Below are 23,530 nucleotides of genomic sequence, written 5' to 3' on the forward strand. Positions count from 1 at the left end.
ATTGATAGTCATCATTAGATAGGAAGCGCTTATAATGCCAAGATATAAAACAAACTATACTCTTAAACCACATCAAAAAGCTGAAGCATAACTACCTATTATTTCAGTGTGTTTTTGGGAATAGGCGTTTTCGGAAAGTCATCAGACTGTGATTCCTAACCATGAAGGTAAACATATGAACATTTCCCTTATTGCTCCGACAATGTCTTCTGTAGACATGTTCATTAATCTTATCGAAGAACTTTTTGCCTATGAAGCCTTGCCTCAGAAGGCTGAGCAAATTGTTAAAGCCGTCAATCAACTCATATCGAAGCCTGATCTAGGCCAAGCATGGTTAATTGAAATTAATCAAGATGGGCAATCGATCATAGCAGGTCACATTATCATGAGTTATAGCTTTAGTATTGAACATGGTGGCCGTATTGGAATTATCGATCAATTCTATCTCAAGCCTGAATGGCGCAAGCAAGGTATTGGTACTCAGTTAATTCCTATGCTTGAGCAACATGCAGCGCAAAATGATATCCATGCACTATCACTTGAAGTCAATATTGGTAATGGTGGTGCTCGTACTTTTTATGAACGTCACGACTTCATGCTTCGTCGTCAGTTCTGCATGATGACAAAAAATGTAAAAACGGAAGAAGTGCCATTAACGATCGCTAGCTAGTCAGACCTAACTAATCAAGCAGTTAAACCATAAAGCTCTAGCTCACAAACCCAGCTAGAGCTTTCATGTTCATCCAACGTCTTCTATTTAGTTAAGACTCTTTGACAAGAAACCCCTTCGGTATCAACAAAAACCAATTCTTTATCATTAAGTCGTAATATTTCGGACTCAAACTTTTCATCTTGATCAAATTGCTTTTGCAAACTAGCACGCTGCTCTTCTGCTGCAAGCGAATTAGAGTTTGTTGAAACCGTATATTGAGGAATATCCAGTGTCAGTGTTTTCCCCGTTACTTTCCAAGTACCCTTACCTGCAGCCATAAACATTAAAGGCTGATCTTCGCTATTTACAGAAGACAACTTATAGACAATATTGGCATTTCCATCTTTGCTATAAGAGTTGGTTGATGTCACCTGCAGATCAATCGAGTTATAAGGTGCTGCATATTTACATTGCCATGTTCCAATAAGAGCTTGGTCATCAATCCCTTTTGTTGTGGGTGATGTACTTTGTGTGTCACAACCACTAAGCATTGCAGCAGACGAAGCCGCAACCATTAATAAAAGCCATTTTTTCATCATTTCAATTCCTTAATCAACTTTTCTATACCCAAGTGACTTCAAGATGCAGGATTCAGAGCGTTGTCACTGATTCAAGTTCAAGACAAACAATGCAGTGTAATAGCTCGCTATTTCCAAATTGTTTGACGATGAAATTGGGTCTGTGACACGCTCCCAAAGGGCGAGTTAATTTGCTTCACATACTGCGTTAACGATTTTTAATTTAGAGCCACTAGATCTTCAAATCGTTGCCTTGCCTGTAAACCAAATTATTCTCGCTGAACCTCGCATCTTGAGGTTACTTGGGTATATACCTTAACTAACTCTTACATACCATAAAGCGATACAACATAAATTTATGCAATTACTGTCACAATCTTGGTAGTACAAGCATCTCTTATCGTGTGACTATTGCGGGTTCTACTGGATATATATACACTGTCGCAGTCGTAATATTAAAAAGCCGTATCCTCATGTACACTCTTCGCCCTTATCAACAAGACAGCGTTAATGCCACAATCCACTATTTTCGCAAACACAACACACCTGCCGTATTGGTTCTACCAACTGGAGCGGGTAAAAGTTTAGTTGTTGCTGAATTGGCTCGTATTGCAAGAGGACGAGTACTGGTTCTTACCCATGTTAAAGAATTAGTAGAACAAAACCATGCAAAATACGAAAGTTATGATCTTAAAGCTGCTATCTTTTCTGCAGGATTGGGGCGAAAAGAAACCGATCAACAAGTGGTTTTTGCTTCTGTTCAATCCATGGCTAACGGTTTAGATAAGTTTACGAAGCAATTTTCTCTGCTAGTTATAGATGAATGCCACCGTGTACCTGACGATGAAAATAGCGCTTATCGCAAAGTCATTAAACATGTCCAAGAGGTAAACCCAAACATTAAGATCCTTGGGTTAACAGCCACACCATATCGATTGGGAATGGGTTGGATTTATAAATACCATACCCGCGGCCAAGTTAAGACCGAACAAGAGCGCTTCTTTCGTGATTGTATTTTTGAGCTGCCTATCCGTTATCTGCTGGATGAAGGTTTCTTAACCGAACCAAAAATGATGGATATGGCCGTTATTGGCTATGACTTTTCGTCTATTACTCCATCTGCGACTGGACACTATCAGACCGCAGACTTAGATGATGTAATTGAAAAATCTGCCCGAGCAACCCCAATCATTATTGAGCAGGTCATTGACTATGCCAAAGATCGAAAAGGAGTGATGATCTTTGCCTCTACCGTGACTCACGCTCAAGAAATTATGGGCTATCTTGCCGCAGAAAATGCTGCTTTAGTGGTTGGTGATACACCGATTGAAGAGCGCGATCGCATTATTAACGATTTCAAAGATCAGAAAATAAAGTATCTGGTTAACGTATCAGTATTAACAACAGGCTTTGATGCCCCCCATGTCGATTTAATTGCCATTCTGCGCCCTACCGAATCAATCAGTTTATATCAACAAATTGTAGGGCGTGGTTTACGTCTATCTGAAGGAAAAAAAGATTGTTTGGTTCTTGAATACGCAGGTAACTGTTATGACCTGTATCAACCAGAAGTTGGCGATCCCAAACCCAATTCAGACAGTGAAGTTATTATGGTTCCCTGCCCAGCTTGTGGATTTAACAATAGCTTCTGGGGCAAGCTTGATCCTGCAGGATTCTTAATTGAGCACTATGGTAGACGTTGTCAGGGATACTTTGAAGATGATGAAACAGGAGAGCGTGAAGAGTGTGGCTATCGTTTCCGTGCTAAATACTGTGAGGAATGCGGCGCAGATAATGATATTGCGGCGCGTCGATGCCATCTTTGTAACGCCGTTATGGTTGATCCCGACAAAAAGCTGCGAGAAGCCTTAAAGCTAAAAGATGCCATGATCATGAAAATAAATGATATGCGTTTGGAAGCGGGAAAAAATCAATATGGAAAGCCGCAGCTTAAAGTGATTTACGAAAGTGACGAAGGCAGTGAAATTAGTGAAGTGTGGACCTTGTCGAATAAAACTCAAAAGCAAGAGTTTCTAAAAAAATTCATTAATCCCCATCTGGTTGATCGCCATCGCCCATTTTTGGATACCGCACCGACTAAAGTTGCCAATAACGAACATCGCTTGCGCCCGCCTGAAATTATTATTGCTAGAAAATCAGGACGTTTTTGGGCTATTCGAGATAAATTATTCGACATAGATCAGTATCAAAAATAAAGCTAACCGCTACCAAAACAATAACTAAAAAATCCGCATAAACATCATGTTATGCGGATTTAATTTATGTATTGGACTGCTTTTATGTATTAAACAGCTTTAAGATTAAAAATCGTACTTCACATTCACGCCCCAGTTTCGACCAGGTTCTGTTTTACGATTAATATTCTCTTTACCAACGGTAATACCATCAATATTTTGATACTGCCAATACTTCTTATCAAAGGCATTAAATAGGCCCGCACGAACCGTTAAATCTTTACTTGGTCGGTAATACGTCGTCATATCCACAACCGTATAGCCTGGGGTATTAAAGTGGTCTTCTTCTTGCCATTTGTCTTTCGTTGCAACCATGGTCACATCAACAACACCACCCCACATCTCATCAGGTGAATCATAGCCAAGCCCTAATACCGCAGTTAATGGTGCAACAGTATCTAACTCGCGCCCTGTCTTCTTATCTTCACCGCGAGTATATGCTACAGAAAAGTTCGCATATGTACCCATTGGAGCATTAAGTGCTTCGTCCAACCAGATAGAGGTTTTTAACTCTGCACCATAAATCTTAGCTTTATCGACATTTTCATTCGTTGTGATCTGGATATTATTTGAATCATAAGTCGTTACATCTTTAATGAAGTTCTTATAATTATTATAGAAAACAGATGTCGCAACTGAACCTAAATGCCCATTTAGACGTAATCCTAACTCAACAGCATCACTCTCCTCTGGTTTTAAGTTAGGATTCGAGATGACTTTATAACCGTGAGCTAGATTCTCTTTATCGTAGTACAACTCATGAATGGTTGGTGCTCTAAAGCCTTGAGTAAATTGACCATAAGTACTGAAATTGTCAGTAAAGTGGTAAACCGCACCTAAACGTCCTGTAAATGCATCACTCTTATGATCTTTTAATGTGTCAGAATCTGGCTTAGCTTGATAATCGTCATAACGTAATCCCGCAGTAACAACTAACTTCTCATCTAACATAAACATCTGATCTTGAACAAAGACCGCACGTTTTTCAGATTTAGATTTAGGTACTTCTTCAGGTCCAGGCTTAGACGTTCCTTTATCTAAGTTATAGTCGGTATAGGTAATATCAAACGTATTATTAGTACCACTCACACCGTAGGTGATCTCGTGACGATTATTAGCCAGTTCTAACTCTTTTTTCATCTGAATATCGAGCTGAATGGTATCGTCAGTGCCATCACGGTAACGATTACGATTGCCATAGTAATTGGTTTTATCGTAGCTATTATGTTTGGATTCGCTTTCAGTCCAGTTCAATTTCCATTCTAATGAATCAAAAGCGGCTATCTCAGCTAACCATTCATGTTCAAGCCCTAAGCGTAAACGGTGATCATGATCATCTGCTCGGTTATTACTGTACATAATAGGTGGCATTGGTGGTCGCATTGGAACCGTCTTACCATCACTGGATAAAATACGACCATCGGCAGATCGCGTATAATATTCTGCGGTAAATCCAACACGGTTCGCACCGTTAATTTGATAAAAAATCTTTGCTAAAACATTATGAGAGGCAATATCAAATGGGTTAGCAGCTTTTCTCGCATTCCCTATTTCATTTGAGTCTTTATAGTAGGTATCGGTCTCATGGCCATTGCGATAAGTATAAATCAACATACTTTCAAGATCGCCAGTACGATTAGCCACCTCAAAACCTAATTTATATTGTTCATCAGCACTAGAATAACCAGAAGTGACGCCTACATGCGAATCATCACCAGCATCTAGCATATCTTCTGGATTTTTAGTACGAAGGAAAACAGTACCACCAAGGGCATCACTACCATATAAGCTAGAAGATGGACCTTTGTTAATTTCAATCGCAGTTAATGTATCAACCTCGATGGTATTGGAGTTTTTGCGCATAACATCAGCGCCAGGATTGTACGAAATAGGTTGTTCTACCCCGTCAATGAGCATTTTAACTCGGTTACCACTCATCCCTCGAATCGTAAAGTCTTGCATACCAAAACGTCCACGACCATTAACAGTTACACCTGGCTCATATTTAAGCGCTTGTTTAACATCAGTAGCTAAGTTTTTCTCCATCTGCTCAGCTGTCACTTTCGATACTGTCGACGGTATGTTTTTAACACTTTGTTCCGAACGAGTTCCTGATACGACCACTTCATCAAAAATAGAGGATTCATTATTTGAATTAGCCAAAGATGGGGTTGAAACGGCCAAAAGAACAGAACTGGCAATAAAAGATAACTTAATATTCATAATCCCTGCTTAGTGTTTTCATTATGGTTACTGCAAAACTGGCATGGATTATATACAAATATAAATGATAATTACTATCATTATCATTGTGATCTAGATCGTATTTTCTCTAAGTTCTGTAAAATAAGAATGATTAATAAGGTAAATAGTGTTTATAGCGGATAGATTTACAGCAATTGATTTATTAGAAAGGATTTTTTACGGTGAGGGACTTGCTAGAGCGGTTCTTCACTGATAGTATCTGCGCTCGATTTACAGTGTTGGACAAGGTCGCATTGTCCGATGCATTTTTTAATCTCAATGTAGAGTAAATATTATGAAATTTGAAGCAGTAGTACGTACTGACCTAGGTAAAGGTGCGAGCCGCCGTCTACGTCACGCAAACCAATTCCCAGCTATCGTTTACGGTGGTGAAGAAGCTCCAGTTGCAATCGTACTAGACCACGATTCAGTAATCAACCAAATGGACAAGCCTGCATTTTACGAAGTAATCACTCTAGTGATCGACGGTAAAGAAGTACAGGTTAAGCCACAAGACATTCAACGTCACCCATACAAGCCAAAAGTTAACCACATGGACTTCAATCGCGTTTAATTATTGCGTTTAAAAAGCTTGTAGAAAAAAGCGTCTTTCGAGGCGCTTTTTTAGTATCTAATCAAATAATGTCTTTTGAATTGGCTGAGATTCACGGTCATTCACCCCCTCCTTCTCCTGTTTGACTCTCTTTGCTTGCCTTATTATTCGTAAATATCTTTGCCGACACAACTTAATGACTTGCCGCTTTTGATCATTGGTTAATGACAACCATTGATAGCGCTCATCTCGACTTCGATAACACCCCTTACAATATCCCCTATTATTAGATTCACATCTCCCTACACATGGGCTCGGAACACTAAAGAAATCTAACTGCTCCATCGCAACTCCTAAACAGAGAGAAATTAGTTTGATCACTAAATCAAACTGCCCATCTCAGAGCAAAATAACGCATCAAATCAACAACAAAACAGAAACAAAAAATACAGATTAATTAAACCAATTTCAATATTAGCTCACTTTAAGATAATTTATGCAATATTCTTGCTAAACTATATAAAGTTCTGCTAGAGTTTGGAAAGTTATCAAGGCTGATAGCAGATATGTTTTAATTCGTACTCTACAGAATATTTCGTAAATGGTAGAGTACATCAAGGAGGGAACCATGGATTTTTTTGTACCATCGGCAACAAGCACTGAACAGGCAGAGGCCGTATTCTCATCAATTGCTCAGCATGTCTCTGCCCCATCACAGGCAAAACGTATTCATAAAATCGTATGGAATCACGAAGGTGAAAAATGCCAATGTATCGTTGGTGAAAAATTGCCTGAGATCTTCCGTGCTGAAGAGAAAGTTCTCGCAATTTTTGATTGTGGTGACGTCTTTAAAATCTGTACTCCTAATCGAGGCGCGATCAAATTTGATCCTATTCACGCCAGTCGATCAGCCGTTGTCGATCTAGAATTCTTCGACGAAGAGTAATGCTAAAGCCATTCATATAAAAGGGCTTCGTGATGAAGCCCTTTTTTATTATTCATGATCCCCTAATCCTAATAATTTCAAGCCAGCACTAAGTAAAACAATGGATATAGGTAAAATAAGAATCTCCCAAGTTAAGTTATTAATATTAACTAACACTAATTCCAAAAACTTAACGAACAGAATAATGACAATCACTTCTGCAAGAATATTCTTAAGGTGACCAATATTAGGTGTATTGATCCATCTAAGAACCTTTATCTTCCCTTTAAGCTCTTTCTCATCTTTATCAAGAATAAATAGAGTGAAGACGCCATGAGCAAAGATAAACAACACAAAAGCAATTAAAAATGTATCAAGGGATTTAATTAAATACGTTGTAGCCAGTTCTGCAGTATCAAGGTGAGCCATACTTTCTTCAGGTACTTTACCCAGAAATACGATGGCAAAAGCCGTATAAGTTTTCATTGCTCCAACAACAAAAAGCAGCAAAGAACCTAATGTAGAGCATATGATTGCGATAAGGCCCATGTGGCGAAAGGTGTTAAAAATATTTTTCATGTTTAGTTCATAGATAATAATAAATATGAACTAAATTCTAAGCTAAGTGAGCAAGAATCACAAAAATCACCTGCAAAATTGCTAAAATAACCCCAATTGTGCCGCTGTAATATCATCAAATTGTTTACCAATAAATGGCAAGATAGCATCTGCAACAGGCTTTAACTGCTTATCAATATAGTGCTGATAATCGATAGGATTTTGGCGATATTCACTGGCTTCTGCCCCAGCTAATGTAATCACATACTCAATAATACCTTTATTTTGGTATTGCAGAGGTCGGCCTAACCTTCGATTTATCTCATCCGCCATTCGAGCTGCCTTTACTTGAGGAGGAATATTCTTTTGATACTCATCCAGATTACGGCGTAGGCGTTTGCGATAAATAAGTAAATCGTCAAATTCACCCAAAGAGGTTCGCTGAGTATAATCGCGAATGTACTCATCAGGGTTTTGATCATGAAAAATCATTTTATATAAGGTTTGCTGGAACTCTTGAGCCAATGGTGTCCAATCTGTGCGAACGGTTTCAAGCCCTTTAAAAATCATTTCTTCGTTATTACCGCGCCATACAAGACCAGCATAACGTTTTTTACTGCCCGTCTCTTGCCCTCGAATCGTAGGCATTAAAAATTTATGGTAGTGCGTTTCGTACTCAATTTCTAATGCCGAGTCCAGTCCATAGTCATTGAGCAGATGTTCAGTCCACCACTGGTTAATGTAAGCCACCAGCTCATGGCCTATTTTATCCGCATCTTGTTGAGAGTGAGCTTGAGTTAATGATACAAATGTTGAGTCAGTATCGCCATAAATCACTTCATAGCCTTTTAATTCGATTAACTCACGGGTCTTCTTCATGATCTCATGCCCACGCATAGTGATCGATGAAGCGAGTCTATGATCAAAAAAACGGCAACCCGATGAGCCTAATACGCCATAAAATGAGTTCATAATGATTTTAATCGCTTGAGAAAATGCTTTTTCACCCTCTCGTTTAGCTTGATCTCGTGCCGACCAAAGATCTTCAATCATCTTAGGTAAAAAGTGTTTTTCACGATGAAAGCGCCCACCACGGAAACCGGCAATTGCGCGATCATGTTCTTTTCCTTCTACTAATAACAGGCCTTCAACTAACCCCATTGGGTCAATACGAAAAGAACGAATAATAGAAGGATACAGCGACTTAAAATCCAGCACTAATACTGAATCATATAAGCCAGGTTTTGAGTCCATGACATAGCCACCAGGACTTGCTATCCAATTATCAGTAGCAAGATTAGGGGCGATATAACCAGCGCGATGTAATTGAGGAAGATAGAGGTTGGTAAAAGCGGCCACAGAACCGCCTACCCGATCAAGTTCAACTCCGGTTAAACGGCTGCGTTCAATCGCAAAATCAAGCGAATGTGTCTGTTCAAATATACGGGTAACCAATTTGCAATCTTGTAAATTATATTTGGCTAACGCTTGCTTATTATGACGAAACATCTCATTAATTTCCGCCATTCGATCATGAACATTATGAATTTGTTTCCCTTCTCCTAATAGTTCTTGGGAGACAGCCTCAAGAGACCACGAGCGGAAATTATAAGTCGCCGTTTTTAATGTATCGATACCATCGAGAACCACACGACCGGGAATCGTTAAGAAACCCTGATTTCTATTTTGATTAGACTGTCGGTAATGGGCATTTTGCTGGCCTCGACCAATTTTAAACGGCACTTTATTCCATTCAGCTCTTTGAAGCAGTAAACGAAAATCAAAGTCGATAACATTCCAGCCAATCACAATATCAGGATCAAATTCATGGAACCAATCAACCAGAGCCATCAGAAGTTGGGACTCATCACGCACCCAATAAATTGGCGTTGTTTGGTCAATAAGATGCTGAGGTTCACCCACCATAATCACTCGACTATCTGCTTTGCTATGTAGGCCAACCGAGTAGAGAACACCTTTTTCGGAGCATTCTATATCAAGCGAGACAAGATTAAGATCGGGTTGAAAATCAGCCGATTTTGTTTTTACATCGTAATAATCGATGAAGCCCTTTCGCTGCTTTGCTGTTCCCGTAAAGTGCAAACCACCACGAATAAAGCGTTCCATTAAATAACGATCAGCTAAACGAATATCATCTTCATAGGTAATAATATCATTACGATTAAGTAGCTCTATGACTCTTGATAATTGCTTGATCGTTTTGCAATAGCACACAGATACTGAAGTATGATTGAAGGTTTTCAGTCCTAACTGACGCCAAGAGACTAACTCATTGTGCTGGCGTAGTAATTGAGCGGCCGTTTGCTCATTCTCTGTTGCAATAAAACAAATAGGTGATTCACCTTTAATATTTAGACGGCAAGGCCCCTGAGCTGTATTCACCCATAATGTAATATCAGTCTGATCATGACTATCTCGTCCTTGTCGAGTGAGAACGAACCCTGTCTGATGTACTTGCAAACGAACCTCTACTGTATTTTTATACACCTCAATTCTAACCCATAATACGTTATCTTGATGGTTGTTTTTTCAGCAAACACACTCATTGATTACAATAAAATCATTCATGACGTTAATTTGACGATAATTCAAAATGAAAACCTAGCGCATATACTATATGATTGCAGGGAATATATTTAATAATAATAACTCATTAGGCTAGGAACATGAGTAAAAGCAAAACAATATTGCTGTTTATTTGCTCAGTAATAATTGGGTTAGCAGTGAATCTTATTTGGATACGTTTTCAAGTAAACCATCAAACAGAAGAAATGCTATCCACTATTGATACTGCAACAACGCAATACTTAAATAGAATGACCAATGAAATTAAATTTCTTCATTCAACGGCTCCTATTTGCTCCGAAACATTTATTAATCATTTAGAAAGTACTGTATTGAAATCGATGTCGATTCAAGAGATCACTTATATAAATAAGAATCAATTTATATGCAGTGATCGAGGAATGCAGGAGCAAGCGCAAACAATTAATATCGAGCAGTTAAACAAATATAAAGATAATAATGGTTATATCATCTATAGAGGAAGAAGCCTTCGATACGATATTGATGGTCTTTATATTATGTTGCCGGTAGCAAAACAAACTTGGTATCGTTTTTTGATTAATGATGCTTTTTTAAAGTTTTGGCTTGAACAACACCTTTTAGATAAACATATTCATGCCTGTGTTAACAGTTTAGGACAAACCATTGTATGTACAGGCCCGCATGAAAGCCAATATCAACACACATATCATCGTTATTCAGAGAACTACAATTTACATTTTACCGCCAGTTTTGATAATGAGATTTATTGGTGCTACTTCAAATATAACCTACCCTACACCATTATCCTCCTCACAATTTTTAGTTCTTTATGCCTAGTATTAGCTCACAACTATTACCATCGCCGTCAATCTCTTTCGGCAGAGATCCAACGTGGTATTGATAACCATGAGTTTATTGGCTATTACCAACCGATTATTTCAGCGAAAAATAACCGATGGTGTGGTGCGGAATTGTTAGTGCGTTGGAATCACCCAAAAGCCGGTCTTATTCCGCCAGATCAATTTATTCATATTGCAGAAAGATCGGAATTAATTCACCAAATGACGCTGGATTTAATCAAACAAATTGCATTACAAAAAACCTATATTGAACAATTGGTCCCTCATAGTTATTTCTCAATTAATATGACACCATCAATGATAGCAAATACGCAATTTGTTACTAAATTGGTTCAGATTCTACAAATGAATCCAGATTTACAACACGGCCTAGTCATTGAATTAACCGAGCGTGAACCGTTTAGTCCAGCCAAATTGCTAAAACTAAAACAAGGAATGGATTTACTTCGCTCTTATGGCGTGAAATGGGCTCTTGATGATTTTGGTACCGGTTATTCAGGACTGGCAACACTGCAACAACTCAGTTTTGACATATTAAAAATCGATCGAACTTTTATTAATCTTTCGAGTAATGATGCGATTTCATTGTCTATTTTAGATAATATCGCCCAAATGGGTCATAAACTTCATTGCAGTTTGGTTGCAGAAGGTGTGGAAACAAAAGAGCAAGCCCAGTATGCGAAAAAAATTGGGATAGAAGCTTGCCAAGGCTATTATTATGCCAAACCTATGACTTTTGATGATTACTACCACGCATTAAAAAACCATCTTGGTAATCGGTTTATCCCCTTATAACTAGGATTTATTATACAAAATCAAACAATTCCATGATGATTTAGGATTAATACTTGGTGGTACTCTTCAATCATGGTATATAACCTTTTTCCACGGCGACTAATCCAGAGCGTTGTTACCAATCTCGATTTATTAGCCATCGCGGAATCGTTCCTTTAATTTTTAACAAGAGCTTTTACAATGCCTAGAGCTAATGAAATCAAAAAAGGCGCTGCTGTTGAACTAAACGGTAAGCTACTTCTAGTTAAAGATATTGACGTTCAGAGCCCAAGTGCACGTGGCGCATCGACTCTATACCGTATGCGTTTTACTGATGTTGCAACTGGCCTGAAAGTAGAAGAACGTTTCAAAGGCGATGATATCCTTGAAACCGTTGATCTTTCTCGTCATCAATCTAGCTTCTCATACGTTGACGGTGATGAGTACATCTTCATGGATAACGAAGACTTTACTCAGTACACGTTCAATAAAGAAGATATCGAAGACGAACTACTTTACATCACTGAAGATATTCAAGGTCTTCTAGTTCTTGTTGCTAATGAAAAGCCAATCGGCCTAGAGCTACCTGCTTCGGTTGAAATGGTGATTGAAGAAACTGATCCGTCAATCAAAGGTGCATCAGCATCTGCTCGTACTAAACCAGCTCGTTTTGCAACAGGCTTAACCGTTCAGGTTCCTGAGTACATTGCAACAGGTGATAAAGTACGCATCAACACTTCTGAGCGTAAATTTATGTGCCGTGCAGACTAATTTAGTTTGCTCAGATAAAGGCTTGTAGATCATGCAAGCCTTTAGCTACTCACCCTGATATAGCTCTTTATACACATCCCCTTCTGTTTTCTTGAATCACCTCATCACTTCCAATCATGCTTGCTTAACCTAGCATCTTGAACTGACTTAAGTATATAATCTCACTATAAACCCGTCGGTATTTCCGAAACAGAGAACCTCGATATATGGATAACTCAAACCTAATCTCATACGATGATGTGATTGATGCGGCTTATGACATTTTTCTTGAAATGGCACAAGATAACTTAGAACCTGCAGATATACTTCTATTTACTATGCAGTTCGATGATCGCGGCGCAGCTGAACTGGTTGAAACCAAAGATGATTGGGCTGAACATGTCGGCTTTGATGTTGATAAAGAGCGTTACGCTGAAGTTCGCATCGGTCTTGTTAACGAAGAAACAGATGAGCTTGACGATGTATTCGCACGTATGCTGATTTGTCGTGAAGAAGATAACAAGTTCTGTCACATTCTGTGGAAACGCGACTAACCATTATTTGGTTATAAATAAAGTTACGATTACAAAAACGGCGCAGAAGTTAGATTAACCTCTGCGCCGTTTTTTATTGTATTTATTAGCGTGTTTATTGCTAACTAGTTATAACCATTAAGATGCCATAACTGGAGAATGGTGCTGACTGCGGCGAACCAAGAATAGGCTCACAATCACAATAATCGCCATAACCGATAGCACAGAACCTAAGCTAAATTGATCGCTAGCACGCATAAATGATGCTGCCAGTGTCGCAATACCTGCCCCTAGGTTTTGTAATCCACCAAGTACGGCACCTGCTGTACCAGCATGATTTGGGAAAGGCTCAATTGCTGCTGTGGTCGCAGATGGAAATAGAATACCTGCACCAAAGAAGTAAATGAAAGCGCCACCAATTAGAGAAGTTACAGTCACCAAACCTTCAATACCTGGGATCAAAATGGTCACGGCTCCTAATGCCAATGCTGCCATACCAATATACAGTACACGTCGGTTGCCAATACGTCCCACCAGCATTGATGAGCACCATGCTCCCATCAAATAACCTGGTAATGGCACGATAAATAACCAGCTTACGGTTGTTGGATCCAGTTTTAATACACTACCCAATAACACACCAGCCGCGGCTTCAAATGCTGCGATACCAGCAAAGGTAGCGATTAAGCACAGCACATAGCCTTGGAATTGACGGTTACTTAAAACGTAACGATAACTTGCCATTGCACTATCAGTACGGCGTTTCTCAACAGGCAGAGTTTCACTAAACCAAGCCATCATCGCAATCGTGACAAATGCGCCGAAGATCAAAAGAAAACCGTAGCTTGCTTTCCAACCCATATGCGTAGATAGGTATCCACCAAGAACAGGCGCAATCAATGGAGAGAAAATTACCCCCATGCTGATTAAACTGTTCGCTTTGTGTAGATCTGCGCCTTCATAGCAGTCACGAGTTACGGTTCGAGACATCGCACCACTACAACCTGTACCACAGCCCTGAATAAAACTCGCCGCTAAAAACAACTCAAAGCTTGAAGAAAATAGCGCAAGAACCGTACCCGCTAAGAAGATACTCATACCTGCAATCGTTACAGGTCGACGGCCAATTTTGTCTGAAATAGGCCCGTAAATAAATTGCGATAATCCATATGGGATCAAATACGCTGCCATCACCGCTTGTAAGTATGCCGACTTAGTCGCGAATGCTGCTGCCATTTCAGGTATTGCAGGCACATACATGGTTTGGGTCATCTGCCCAACTGCAACAAGAATAATTAAAAGAAATAGCAAACGAGCCATTTTTACTGAAGAAGATTGCTGAATCACAACCTGCGCCCTCAAAACAGAATAATATGTCGAAAATGGGTAAATTTTTGCGAATTACCGACCAATAACAGAATAAAATACTAGAGTAATAAATCTAATAAGGGATATAACCCAAAAGGTTGTTTATATTTAGCTTCATACTCTGATTTAGAGCGAGATAGTAGTGTTATTTTGAGATACTGGCAAGCTTATCAATCAAGATTCTTTATTATGCAAACCATTAGATAAACTAATCTGAAAAACAATGCGGTAGAATCAAAATAAAACGCTTTAAAAACAATAGATAAACAAAAACCCCAACATTTCTGCTGAGGCTTATAAATCGTGTTTTGTATAAGATAATTTACGGTTTATTTTACATCTAATCGATGATGACCGTGACTCACCTTAGCTTTAAGGTAATTTTCGTTGCCGTCTTTAATATGTGCTTTAGTACCAACAACTTCCGCGATCTTAATACCGTTTTCTTCTAACTCACGAATTTTCTTCGGGTTATTAGTAATTAAGCGAATTTCTTCTAGGCCCAATGCCTTTAACATTTGCGCCGCTTCAGAGAAATCACGTAGATCATCTGGGAAACCTAAATGGTTGTTCGCTTCATAAGTATTCATGCCTTCGCTTTGTAGCTTATAAGCATCAATCTTATTATAAAGGCCAATCCCGCGACCCTCTTGGCGTAAATACAATAATACGCCACCTAGCTCACCCATCTTAGTAATGGTTTCATCAAGCTGCTCACCACAGTCACAACGAGATGAATGGAAAACATCGCCAGTTAAACACTCAGAATGCATACGCACTAACGGTGGTTGAGATTGCTTATCTGCATCTCGAAAAATAATAGCAACGTGCTCTTTCCCTGACTCTAATCCATGAAAAGAAAGCAGATCGGCTGGGATATTACTTTGAAGGCCTACTTTAAAAGGCACTCGTGCTCTTACTGTTACCATTGTATACCTGAGTACTTCTAGGTGATTATTAAACATAACCACAGGGTTTATTCGTGTTTGCGCAGTTTGGCTTATCTCGCAATCGTTATGGCGTAGATATCAACCGCAATGCAAACTGATTTATGACAAGATAATAACGAAAATCACTTAACTAAAACAGCGTTAGTTTTTGGTCTTACCTTTTAGTCATGAATACTAATGTTATATTATAACACTTTCAACCTTATTTATTTTATGGGTTTATGAGAATGACTGGCTTCATCGCAAATACAAGCTGAATATAGCGTAAAAACAATCACCCCAGACATAATGGCGAACATTCGCTCCCAATCCCCTCCCATCGCAAGACGCATATTTAGCATGTCATAGGTGGTATAAATCCAGAAGAAGGCCCCTGCAAATAAACCGATCTGCAATATTTTGGTGATAACCGTTTGTGATAACAGAAGTAAACCGGGTAATAAGGCTAAAACAATGCAAGTGCCAACATAACCAAATCGAAGTGCATGGGCCGCAAGCAACCAGAAGCTCAATGTTATCCATGTGCGGTGTAATTTGCTCATTAGCTTTCCTTCTACGTTGTTATTGTCTTTTTCTTCTCACTTTATAAGTTATATATTTTATACATGTTTATAAGCGGAGTAAAAACCATATTTGCAATCTTTAATTAAAAAAATATCAGGGGTCATAAAACCTTAAAAAGTGTATAGTTATTCCAGAAGCAAATTAATGCTGGTTAAGATAATATAAATCTTAACGGGAGATGATGTTCCTCCTTTAACCGCCTTTCTGATCTTTTTCTCTAAGGATGATGACGTCTAACAACAGTCGACTTTGATGGGTCGCGGATAGATCTATATTGGGTGAATAGCGTAAGAAATGACGTATTACTACTCTGTATAGATTGATGTTGTTGGAATAGATCTATCCATGCTCTCCGCCCCCTCAATGTTTTTGACAAATAAATTAAAAATCTAAGACTCAAAGTGATTCCTTACTCTGTTTTATTTCAGTTTTCTTTGAGTTTTAAGAATTAAAATTGTCACAGTGAGGCAAAGCAATGCAATATTCAGCAGAAGTTCAAAACATGTGTCCCCTATCTCGTGGTCCACAACACGAATCAGCTCCGATTCCTGTAGAAGGCCGTTGGGTGAGTCCAAAAGATGTTATTGCGATTTCAGGTTTAAGCCACGGTGTTGGTACATGTGCACCACAACAAGGTGCAGCAAAACTAACGCTTAACGTTAAAAATGGCATTATTGAAGAAGCATTGATTGAAACTATTGGCTGTTCAGGTATGACACACTCTGCAGCAATGGCTTCTGAATTAATTACAGGCAAAACCATTCTAGAAGCGCTAAACACCGACCTTGTTTGTGATGCTATCAACGTAGCAATGCGCGAAATTTTCCTACAGTTTGTTTATGGTCGTACTCAAACTGCCTTCTCTTTAGATGGTCTACCAATTGGTGCTGGTCTTGAAGATCTTGGTAAAGGCTTACGTAGCCAAGTAGGTACTCATTACGGTACTCGTGCAAAAGGTCCACGTTATATGGAAATGGCCGAAGGTTATGTAACTAAAGTCGCGTTAGATGAAAATGAAGAAATCATCGGTTACCGCTTTGTTAACCTAGGCAAGATGATGGAATCTATCAGTAAAGGCGTTCCAGCTAATGAAGCAATGGAGCAAGCAACTGGTCAATATGGTCGTTTCGATGAAGCGGTTCGTACTATCGATCCACGTCACGAATAATCAGCTAAGCTGTTAACCATATATTTAATTACAACCTAATTTGCTAAATTTATTGAGGATTTTATCATGGCTGCATTGTTCGAAAGCTTTGATCGTCGTATCAACCAAATCACTCCTGTTCTAGAAAAATACGGTTTCGCATCGCTAGAAGAAGCACGTCAGTTCGTTGAAGACAAAGGTGTTCGTGCTTACGATATCGTAAAAGAAACTCAACCTATCGCCTTTGAAAACGCATCATGGGCTTATGTACTAGGTGCTGCAATTGCTCTTAAAGAAGGCGCAAAAAACGCAGCTGAAGCCGCAGAATACCTAGGCCAAGGTCTACAAGCATTCTGTATTCCAGGTTCTGTAGCCGATCAACGTCAAGTGGGTTTAGGCCATGGTCGTTTAGGTGCTCGTCTGCTTAGTGATGAAACTCAGTGTTTCTGCTTCCTGGCAGGTCACGAGTCTTACGCAGCAGCAGAAGGTGCGATCAAAATTGCACTAAACGCAAACAAAGTACGTAAAAACCCACTACGCGTAATCCTAAATGGTTTAGGTAAAGATGCGGCATACCTAATTGCTCGTATTAACGGCTTTAACTACGTTCAAACTCAGTTTAACTACTCAACTGGTGAACTAGAGATTGTTAATGAGCGTCGTTTCTCTAAAAGCCAACGTGGTGACATTAACTGTTATGGTGCAGATGATGTTCGTGAAGGTGTTGCGATTATGCATCGTGAAAATGTTGATATCTCAATTACAGGTAACTCAACTAACCCAACACGTTTCCAACACCCTGTTGCAGGTACTTACAAAAAAGAACGTCTTGAATCTGGCCTTGGCTACTTCTCTGTAGCATCAGGTGGTGGTACAGGTCGTACTCTTCACCCAGATAACGTAGCAGCAGGTCCAGCCTCTTACGGTATGACTGATACTATGGGTCGTATGCACTCAGACGCTCAATTTGCTGGTTCATCTTCTGTTCCTGCTCACGTAGAGATGATGGGACTTATCGGCATGGGTAACAACCCAATGGTTGGTGCTACTGTTGCGGTTGCAGTAGCGATTGAGCAAGCTCAAAAATAATAATCGCAATCATAAATAGCTTTATCTTCAACTAACGAAAAAGGTGCGGTTTTAATCAACTGCACCTTTATTTGTTTTTCTGAATTGTTATTTTTGAGAAATTCACTAAAATCACTCCATCCGATCATTTAGTGATATGAGTTTCCAGAAGATTTCAGGAACCCTACTCTACTCGTAAACTGTGAATGCCGTTTACCCATCCTAAGTGGTCAAGTTAGTCTAACACTACGATGCATCTCAATGTGTCGATGTCGTAAAGGAAACATCATGATCCAAGTAGTAGGTCACAAAAACCCAGATAGCGATAGCATCTGTTCAGCACTAGTATGTACAGCTCTTCTTAAAGCTCGTGGTCTTGAAGCTACAGCTATTCGTCAAGGTGAGCTAAACCGCGAAACTCAACACATCCTTGAGATTGCAGGCGTAGCAGCACCAGAACTACGTACTAGCGTTGCTGGCGAAAAAGTATGGCTAGTTGACTATTCAGATCTTGCTCAAGCTCCTGATGATCTAGCAGAAGCAGAAGTTGTAGGTATTGTTGACCACCACCGTCTAGGTGATGTAATGACAATCAACCCTCTAGAAGCTTGGATCTGGCCTGTAGGTTGTACTTGTACTGTACTATTCAACCTATTTAAGATTGAAGGTCACGAAATCACTCGTGAACTAGCACTTCTTATGATGTCTGCAATCCTATCTGATACAGTAGGTTTCGCATCTCCAACTTGTACTCAAAAAGATAAAGATGCTGTTGCTGAGCTTGCAGCAATCGCAGGTATTGAAGATCTTGATGCATTCATCAAAGCACTTCTTATCGCTAAAACTGACATTGCAGGTCTAACTGCAGCACAACTTGTTGAAAAAGACCTTAAAGGCTACCCATTCAACGGTCGTGACGTTGTTGTTGGTCAGATCGAACTTGCAACTCTAGAGCAAGTTGAAGAGATGATCGAAGAGCTAGAAGCTGATCTACAGCGTCGTTGTGACGAAGAGAAGCTAGCAATGGCTGCTCTAATGCTAACAGACATCACAACTAGCACAACTCGCCTACTATACAAAGGTGAGTGGAATAATATCCTAGACCAACACGCTAACGACGGCATGCTAATGATGGAAAACACATTAAGCCGTAAGAAACAAGGTTGGCCTTGGCTACAAGAAGTTCTAGCGTAATCTAGATTTCTTGTCTTGATAAAAGAAGAAGCATCCACTTGGGTGCTTCTTTTTTATTAAAGGGACAAATAACAGCGTTAAGTTACGATGCTTTTGGTAGATCATCAGGCCGCTTTAATACTGCGCCATAATGTTTAACGAACTCACGACCAATTAACTTACCTTGCCGATAATCCATTTCTAAATCATCTGCATTACTGAGCAAAGCCCGACTTTTTAGCTGAGCTTCTGGGGCTATCTGAATTACATCGAGTCCTGCTGGTGGCGACTCAATAAAATCATTCATGTCTTTGTAGGTTTCATAGTAGCGCGTCAACATTTCGATCACTTCGGCGCTGCGGCTGTAACCTGCCAGTTTTAAAAAGCGTTCAATATTATCTTGAGTCAACCACCCTTTTTTATTTATTGATTCGGTAGCTTGAGTCACGTTCGCTTCAATCTCTAACTCTTGCTCGGTTTTATCCAAATCACGCCAAGGTAGCTCATTTTTCCACTGTGAAAATCGCTCGGAGATCTCACTGTGAAAAACCCGAAACTTATCTAATGACTCTTGTAAGTTAAGCTTTTCGACATATTCTGGCAGACCTTGCTCTAGCCTATCTTTCCAGTCTTGAATTGCACTTTGCTCGCTTTCATCATCCAGTTCTATGTCTAACGATTCAGTACGAATAATCACAACCAGATCGGCCCCTTGACGCCAAGCTTCTTTAGCTGGAATTGCAGCACTTACGCCCCCATCTACCCACTCTAAATCGCCAATATTAACGGGATGTTGATACAACACGGGGATCGCGCAACTGGCTCGCAGAACATCACGCCAGTTATCCTGGTACATAGGCAGATAAATATCTTGTAATGAGTCTTTTCTAGTAGCACAAGCAAATGCTTTTCGTCCCACTAATGTTTTTTGTGCTTGGGAGAAATCCAATGCCATTGAACCATCGGGCGCAACAATATCCAGTGCCCAATCCAAATCCATAGAGCGTTGTTGGCTGAGGTATTTATAAAGACTGAAGAAATTGTCTTGTGAGGTGTATTGAGTAATAAAATTGTAGCCAAACATCTCTTGTCGGCTAATAAATGAAGAGAGATTTAAAGCACCTGCTGATGTGCCAATATAAAGCTGGAAAGGATCAAAGTTTGCCTCAAGGAAAGCATCCAGCACGCCAGCGGTAAAAATGCCTCTTTGTCCTCCACCTTGTACAACCAACGCAATTTTTTGATATTTTTTGCCACAAAAATCTTCAGCAATTGGTTGCCAGAGCTCAGACTCTAATGTGGATAAAGTAAAAGGTAGATGATTCATGACAAATCCCCCGACAACAACAGATCATGGCGTGGATTATACTCAACTTACCTAAATAAAAATGAGCAGAGAGCCATAGTTTGTCATTGCTTCCCTGCCCAATTTGTTACGGCTTGTAAGAACGATTACGCATGTAAGGCAATAAGACCAAAAGCGACCAAATACGCAAAAGTAACACCCGTTGATAATAAAGCGAATCTCAAACTAAATTCCATTTCTGTTCTCCCCTATGCGCCTTGATATTGTAACCATTTGTTAACATAAGTGTAGAATCAGATTGTGGGATTTGACAAAGAAAATGGCAATTTTTTGTTTTAGGGGTGGTTTTTTTGGTAATGAATTGTTAGCGAACGTTCATCATTTACTTAGATGCATATGACACTTTATGTTTTGCTAAATGCTCAGGGTTTTCCTGAGCATTTAGATGATTTTTGGACAAAAGCACTTAGAATATTTGTTCTATGTTGGCAGATAGATGTTAGGAAAAGAAAGACTAGTGCTCGACTTCTTTTTCAGCATCACCCTTCATGATATTTTCAATATTTACTTATATAAGGTCGTTTGGGATTGTCCAATACTCCGGATAGGTATCGGTTCCCTTCTGTTATACCCCTACCAAGACCAGTTTATCGTCCCATCACTTGATATCGACTTACTTTCATTTTTAATTTTTAGTCCAAATCCTTGAGATGATTTAGATACGATTTCTACTACTCTTGCATAATTTGGTTTGAGATATGCTTCAGCCACTCTTGGTTTCAAAACCAAATTAACAGCTTTCGCATTAGAAGCAACACTTGGGTATAAGATTCCTTCACAGTCAAAACCAGAAAAAAAAGCTTTAGAAATAGCTATCGAATGAGCATACTTACATTCTTGTCCATCATTTACTTTTTCAATAAATGTATCATTAACCCAGTTTTTTAGCACTAAACTCCTCGAGTATTGCTCATCGGTACCGCAGTCTGCTTTATATCGTGCTTCTGCGTCAATAAAGTACTGCTTCATATAATCCGGTGCTTTTTCTTTCATCCAAATATCTGCGTGACCTAAACTTAAAACCTTTAGTATTTTGTCTTCAGGGTCTAATTTACAACAAAGCTGAGTAACAATATCGCCAACTTCTGTGCGTATTTCCTCAAGAGAGCCTAAGTTAGCATTGTGCCCAAAACATGAATAAAAAATTGATTCATTAATATCATTCATTCGTCCACGTTTTAATACGCACTCTGCAGGTGGGCACCATAGTTCAGATATATTATTATAAAATCCAGAACGTGCTCGCCAAACTTCATAAAATGGTCCTCCAAACCAAGGAGTCCACATACCTTTTAATAGACTATCCACTTTAGAAGTTAAGTATGGAATAGATATTTTTGATGAATCAATACGAGATAACTGCTGTATTTCTTTTCTAATTTGATAGCGAGTTTTAGATATTTTCATAATACTCCATAAGCGTATAACGCCTGCATGACACGTTTACTACTATGTAATTATGCTAAGTAGCGTTGCTGAATCAATTTCTAAATCAATAGAAACTTGTGCTTCATTCTCAATCAAAGAGTTCATTAAGCTAGTAGCTTCTTCAATATTATTACGCTCTGAAAATGTGAAATGAATTTTCCCCGAAAGTTCAACAGTAAACCCTTCGTATAAGTCACAAAACCCATCACCGTTCATACTGTCCATATCTACGTTGCGATTTGCATTTCTTTCAACCTGTAAGTAGCTACCGAAATCACTTACGTAGTGAACAGTCGTATCAGTGACAAACGAAATATCTGCCGTAAACTCACTATCTGAAACCGAGTAGACATTTGATATAGCGAGATTTCTTATGTCATTTTCACTAGGCCAGTCTATAGTAGCATTATATACATTGATACCAATAAGCTCGGTATTATGTACCCCTTCATCAGATATATAAATATGGCTGATCAGTTCCTTCTGGTATGCAAAATACTGCTGCAACTGTTCTGCTACACCGTGACTTGTGAACATTTCCTCAAATGGTGCGTTAGCTAAATATTCAGCAATATCATCTAGTTCTAGAAGAGCCTTTAAAGAGTTGAGGACTATTACCCCTTCCTGTTTTTCAATACCTTTTTTGAAAGCTCCATCAATAAGCACAGCATGAACTTCGCCAACACTTTCAACCAAATCAATTATAGTTTGGTGGATCATAGAGTCTGGAAAATCTTCTCTCGACTTAAGTGCCTTAAATACGCCCGAACCTGTAAAGTAGTCGTCAACGACCTTTGTTATGTTTTCTACCTTAAAAGTCAACACCTGAACTTGATGGCTACCTAACCAATGTTCAACATCTTCTAAAACAGATTTCTCTACTATTTTTTTTAACTCAACAACCTCGTTTTCGAGTACAGCAGACCTTTTTTTAAGTTCAGTCAAGTGATCCTGTTTTTTATCAGACTTAGCCAAACTACCTTGAATACTATTCAGCGCATTAGTTATTTCGGTAACACGCTTAGTTGAGAACTCCCTCAACACTATATCCGGAACAAAAATCGTGATGAGTTTAGCATCAACTAATTTTTTTAATACTTGCATTCTGCCAGAGATCAGACCCTCTTTATGGAGAATGTTAGTGTCTAAAACTATATTTTTCATTTATGAAGCCTAAATTATCGAATTACATAACAGCTTATTAATCAGCATTCTT

General features: G+C 39.1%; 22 protein-coding genes and 1 riboswitch. Of the genes, 10 read left to right on the forward strand and 12 right to left on the reverse strand.

Going from position 1 to position 23,530, the window contains the following annotated elements; all coding sequences use genetic code 11:
- Positions 1–175: 175 nt before the first annotated feature.
- On the forward strand, positions 176–670 hold the full coding sequence (locus tag CTN07_RS07325) for a GNAT family N-acetyltransferase (RefSeq protein ID WP_036763948.1): 495 nt from the start codon (positions 176–178) through the stop codon (positions 668–670).
- A gap of 83 nt (positions 671–753) precedes the next feature.
- On the opposite strand, the gene CTN07_RS07330 is transcribed toward CTN07_RS07325, so the two are convergent.
- Positions 754–1,251, reverse strand: coding sequence for a hypothetical protein (locus tag CTN07_RS07330; RefSeq protein WP_036763950.1), 498 nt, complete (start codon positions 1,249–1,251; stop codon positions 754–756).
- Positions 1,252–1,703: 452 nt separating this feature from the next.
- Between CTN07_RS07330 and radD the strand changes: the two genes are divergently transcribed.
- Positions 1,704–3,446 carry a DNA repair helicase RadD gene (radD, locus tag CTN07_RS07335; protein ID WP_036763952.1) on the forward strand — a complete coding sequence of 581 codons (1,743 nt, stop codon included), beginning with the start codon at positions 1,704–1,706 and terminating at the stop codon, positions 3,444–3,446.
- A gap of 105 nt (positions 3,447–3,551) precedes the next feature.
- On the opposite strand, the gene CTN07_RS07340 is transcribed toward radD, so the two are convergent.
- Positions 3,552–5,708 (reverse strand): TonB-dependent hemoglobin/transferrin/lactoferrin family receptor, encoded by a 2,157-nt coding sequence (locus CTN07_RS07340; RefSeq protein WP_005299605.1) that lies wholly within the window; start codon positions 5,706–5,708, stop codon positions 3,552–3,554.
- Between the two features lie 316 nt (positions 5,709–6,024).
- On the opposite strand from CTN07_RS07340, the gene rplY reads away from it, so the two are divergent.
- Complete coding sequence (rplY, locus tag CTN07_RS07345) at positions 6,025–6,303, forward strand: 50S ribosomal protein L25 (RefSeq protein WP_005299606.1); 279 nt, start codon at positions 6,025–6,027, stop codon at positions 6,301–6,303.
- Between the two features lie 57 nt (positions 6,304–6,360).
- Here the strand turns inward: rplY and CTN07_RS07350 are convergent, their stop codons facing one another.
- Positions 6,361–6,627, reverse strand: a complete 267-nt coding sequence (locus CTN07_RS07350; protein ID WP_036763954.1) for a DUF1289 domain-containing protein — start codon at positions 6,625–6,627, stop codon at positions 6,361–6,363.
- 283 nt (positions 6,628–6,910) lie between these two features.
- Here CTN07_RS07350 and CTN07_RS07355 point away from each other — a divergent pair, with 283 nt between their 5' ends.
- Entirely contained in the window at positions 6,911–7,228 is a 318-nt protein-coding gene (locus CTN07_RS07355) for a hypothetical protein (RefSeq protein WP_005299608.1), read from the forward strand.
- A gap of 48 nt (positions 7,229–7,276) precedes the next feature.
- Here CTN07_RS07355 and CTN07_RS07360 read toward each other — a convergent pair whose 3' ends face one another.
- Positions 7,277–7,786 carry a YqhA family protein gene (locus CTN07_RS07360; protein WP_036763957.1) on the reverse strand — a complete coding sequence of 170 codons (510 nt, stop codon included), beginning with the start codon at positions 7,784–7,786 and terminating at the stop codon, positions 7,277–7,279.
- 81 nt (positions 7,787–7,867) lie between these two features.
- On the reverse strand, positions 7,868–10,246 hold the full coding sequence (locus CTN07_RS07365; RefSeq protein ID WP_036765033.1) for a DNA polymerase II: 2,379 nt from the start codon (positions 10,244–10,246) through the stop codon (positions 7,868–7,870).
- A 206-nt stretch (positions 10,247–10,452) separates the two neighbouring features.
- Between CTN07_RS07365 and CTN07_RS07370 the strand changes: the two genes are divergently transcribed.
- From CTN07_RS07370 to CTN07_RS07380, 3 genes are all read left to right on the forward strand, one after another.
- The gene (locus CTN07_RS07370) at positions 10,453–11,988 is read left to right on the forward strand and encodes an EAL domain-containing protein (RefSeq protein ID WP_005299612.1); all 1,536 of its coding nucleotides are present in this window, start codon (positions 10,453–10,455) and stop codon (positions 11,986–11,988) included.
- Between the two features lie 180 nt (positions 11,989–12,168).
- Positions 12,169–12,738: an elongation factor P-like protein EfpL gene (gene efpL, locus CTN07_RS07375; RefSeq protein ID WP_005299614.1), complete on the forward strand. Its 570-nt coding sequence runs from the start codon at positions 12,169–12,171 to the stop codon at positions 12,736–12,738.
- Between the two features lie 206 nt (positions 12,739–12,944).
- Positions 12,945–13,271: an HI1450 family dsDNA-mimic protein gene (locus CTN07_RS07380; protein WP_005299616.1), complete on the forward strand. Its 327-nt coding sequence runs from the start codon at positions 12,945–12,947 to the stop codon at positions 13,269–13,271.
- 117 nt (positions 13,272–13,388) lie between these two features.
- Here the strand turns inward: CTN07_RS07380 and emrD are convergent, their stop codons facing one another.
- The 3 genes from emrD to CTN07_RS07395 all read right to left on the reverse strand — a co-directional run bounded on the left by emrD (position 13,389) and on the right by CTN07_RS07395 (position 16,110).
- Complete coding sequence (gene emrD, locus CTN07_RS07385; protein WP_036765036.1) at positions 13,389–14,570, reverse strand: multidrug efflux MFS transporter EmrD; 1,182 nt, start codon at positions 14,568–14,570, stop codon at positions 13,389–13,391.
- Positions 14,571–14,947: 377 nt separating this feature from the next.
- Positions 14,948–15,547: a GTP cyclohydrolase II gene (locus tag CTN07_RS07390; RefSeq protein WP_036763961.1), complete on the reverse strand. Its 600-nt coding sequence runs from the start codon at positions 15,545–15,547 to the stop codon at positions 14,948–14,950.
- 227 nt (positions 15,548–15,774) lie between these two features.
- The gene (locus CTN07_RS07395; protein ID WP_036763963.1) at positions 15,775–16,110 is read right to left on the reverse strand and encodes a hypothetical protein; all 336 of its coding nucleotides are present in this window, start codon (positions 16,108–16,110) and stop codon (positions 15,775–15,777) included.
- A 187-nt stretch (positions 16,111–16,297) separates the two neighbouring features.
- Positions 16,298–16,375, forward strand: a riboswitch (Fluoride riboswitch).
- Between the two features lie 232 nt (positions 16,376–16,607).
- Between CTN07_RS07395 and CTN07_RS07400 the strand changes: the two genes are divergently transcribed.
- The 3 genes from CTN07_RS07400 (at position 16,608) to CTN07_RS07410 (ending at position 19,541) form a co-directional block, all read left to right on the forward strand.
- A complete protein-coding gene (locus CTN07_RS07400; RefSeq protein WP_005299621.1) occupies positions 16,608–17,300 on the forward strand; it encodes an iron-sulfur cluster assembly scaffold protein in 693 nt (230 codons plus the stop codon).
- 66 nt (positions 17,301–17,366) lie between these two features.
- The gene (locus tag CTN07_RS07405) at positions 17,367–18,368 is read left to right on the forward strand and encodes a GGGtGRT protein (RefSeq protein WP_005299623.1); all 1,002 of its coding nucleotides are present in this window, start codon (positions 17,367–17,369) and stop codon (positions 18,366–18,368) included.
- Positions 18,369–18,635: 267 nt separating this feature from the next.
- Entirely contained in the window at positions 18,636–19,541 is a 906-nt protein-coding gene (locus CTN07_RS07410; protein WP_005299625.1) for a manganese-dependent inorganic pyrophosphatase, read from the forward strand.
- A gap of 82 nt (positions 19,542–19,623) precedes the next feature.
- Here the strand turns inward: CTN07_RS07410 and CTN07_RS07420 are convergent, their stop codons facing one another.
- The 4 genes from CTN07_RS07420 to CTN07_RS07435 all read right to left on the reverse strand — a co-directional run bounded on the left by CTN07_RS07420 (position 19,624) and on the right by CTN07_RS07435 (position 23,478).
- Positions 19,624–20,847 (reverse strand): patatin-like phospholipase family protein, encoded by a 1,224-nt coding sequence (locus CTN07_RS07420; protein WP_005299628.1) that lies wholly within the window; start codon positions 20,845–20,847, stop codon positions 19,624–19,626.
- A 125-nt stretch (positions 20,848–20,972) separates the two neighbouring features.
- Positions 20,973–21,062 carry a hypothetical protein gene (locus CTN07_RS23440; RefSeq protein ID WP_501037820.1) on the reverse strand — a complete coding sequence of 30 codons (90 nt, stop codon included), beginning with the start codon at positions 21,060–21,062 and terminating at the stop codon, positions 20,973–20,975.
- Positions 21,063–21,459: 397 nt separating this feature from the next.
- A complete protein-coding gene (locus CTN07_RS07430; protein ID WP_005299630.1) occupies positions 21,460–22,293 on the reverse strand; it encodes a hypothetical protein in 834 nt (277 codons plus the stop codon).
- A 42-nt stretch (positions 22,294–22,335) separates the two neighbouring features.
- Positions 22,336–23,478, reverse strand: coding sequence for a PIN domain-containing protein (locus tag CTN07_RS07435; protein WP_005299632.1), 1,143 nt, complete (start codon positions 23,476–23,478; stop codon positions 22,336–22,338).
- Positions 23,479–23,530: the final 52 nt, after the last annotated feature.

This window comes from Photobacterium damselae, assembly GCF_003026815.1.
Classification (GTDB): domain Bacteria; phylum Pseudomonadota; class Gammaproteobacteria; order Enterobacterales; family Vibrionaceae; genus Photobacterium; species Photobacterium damselae.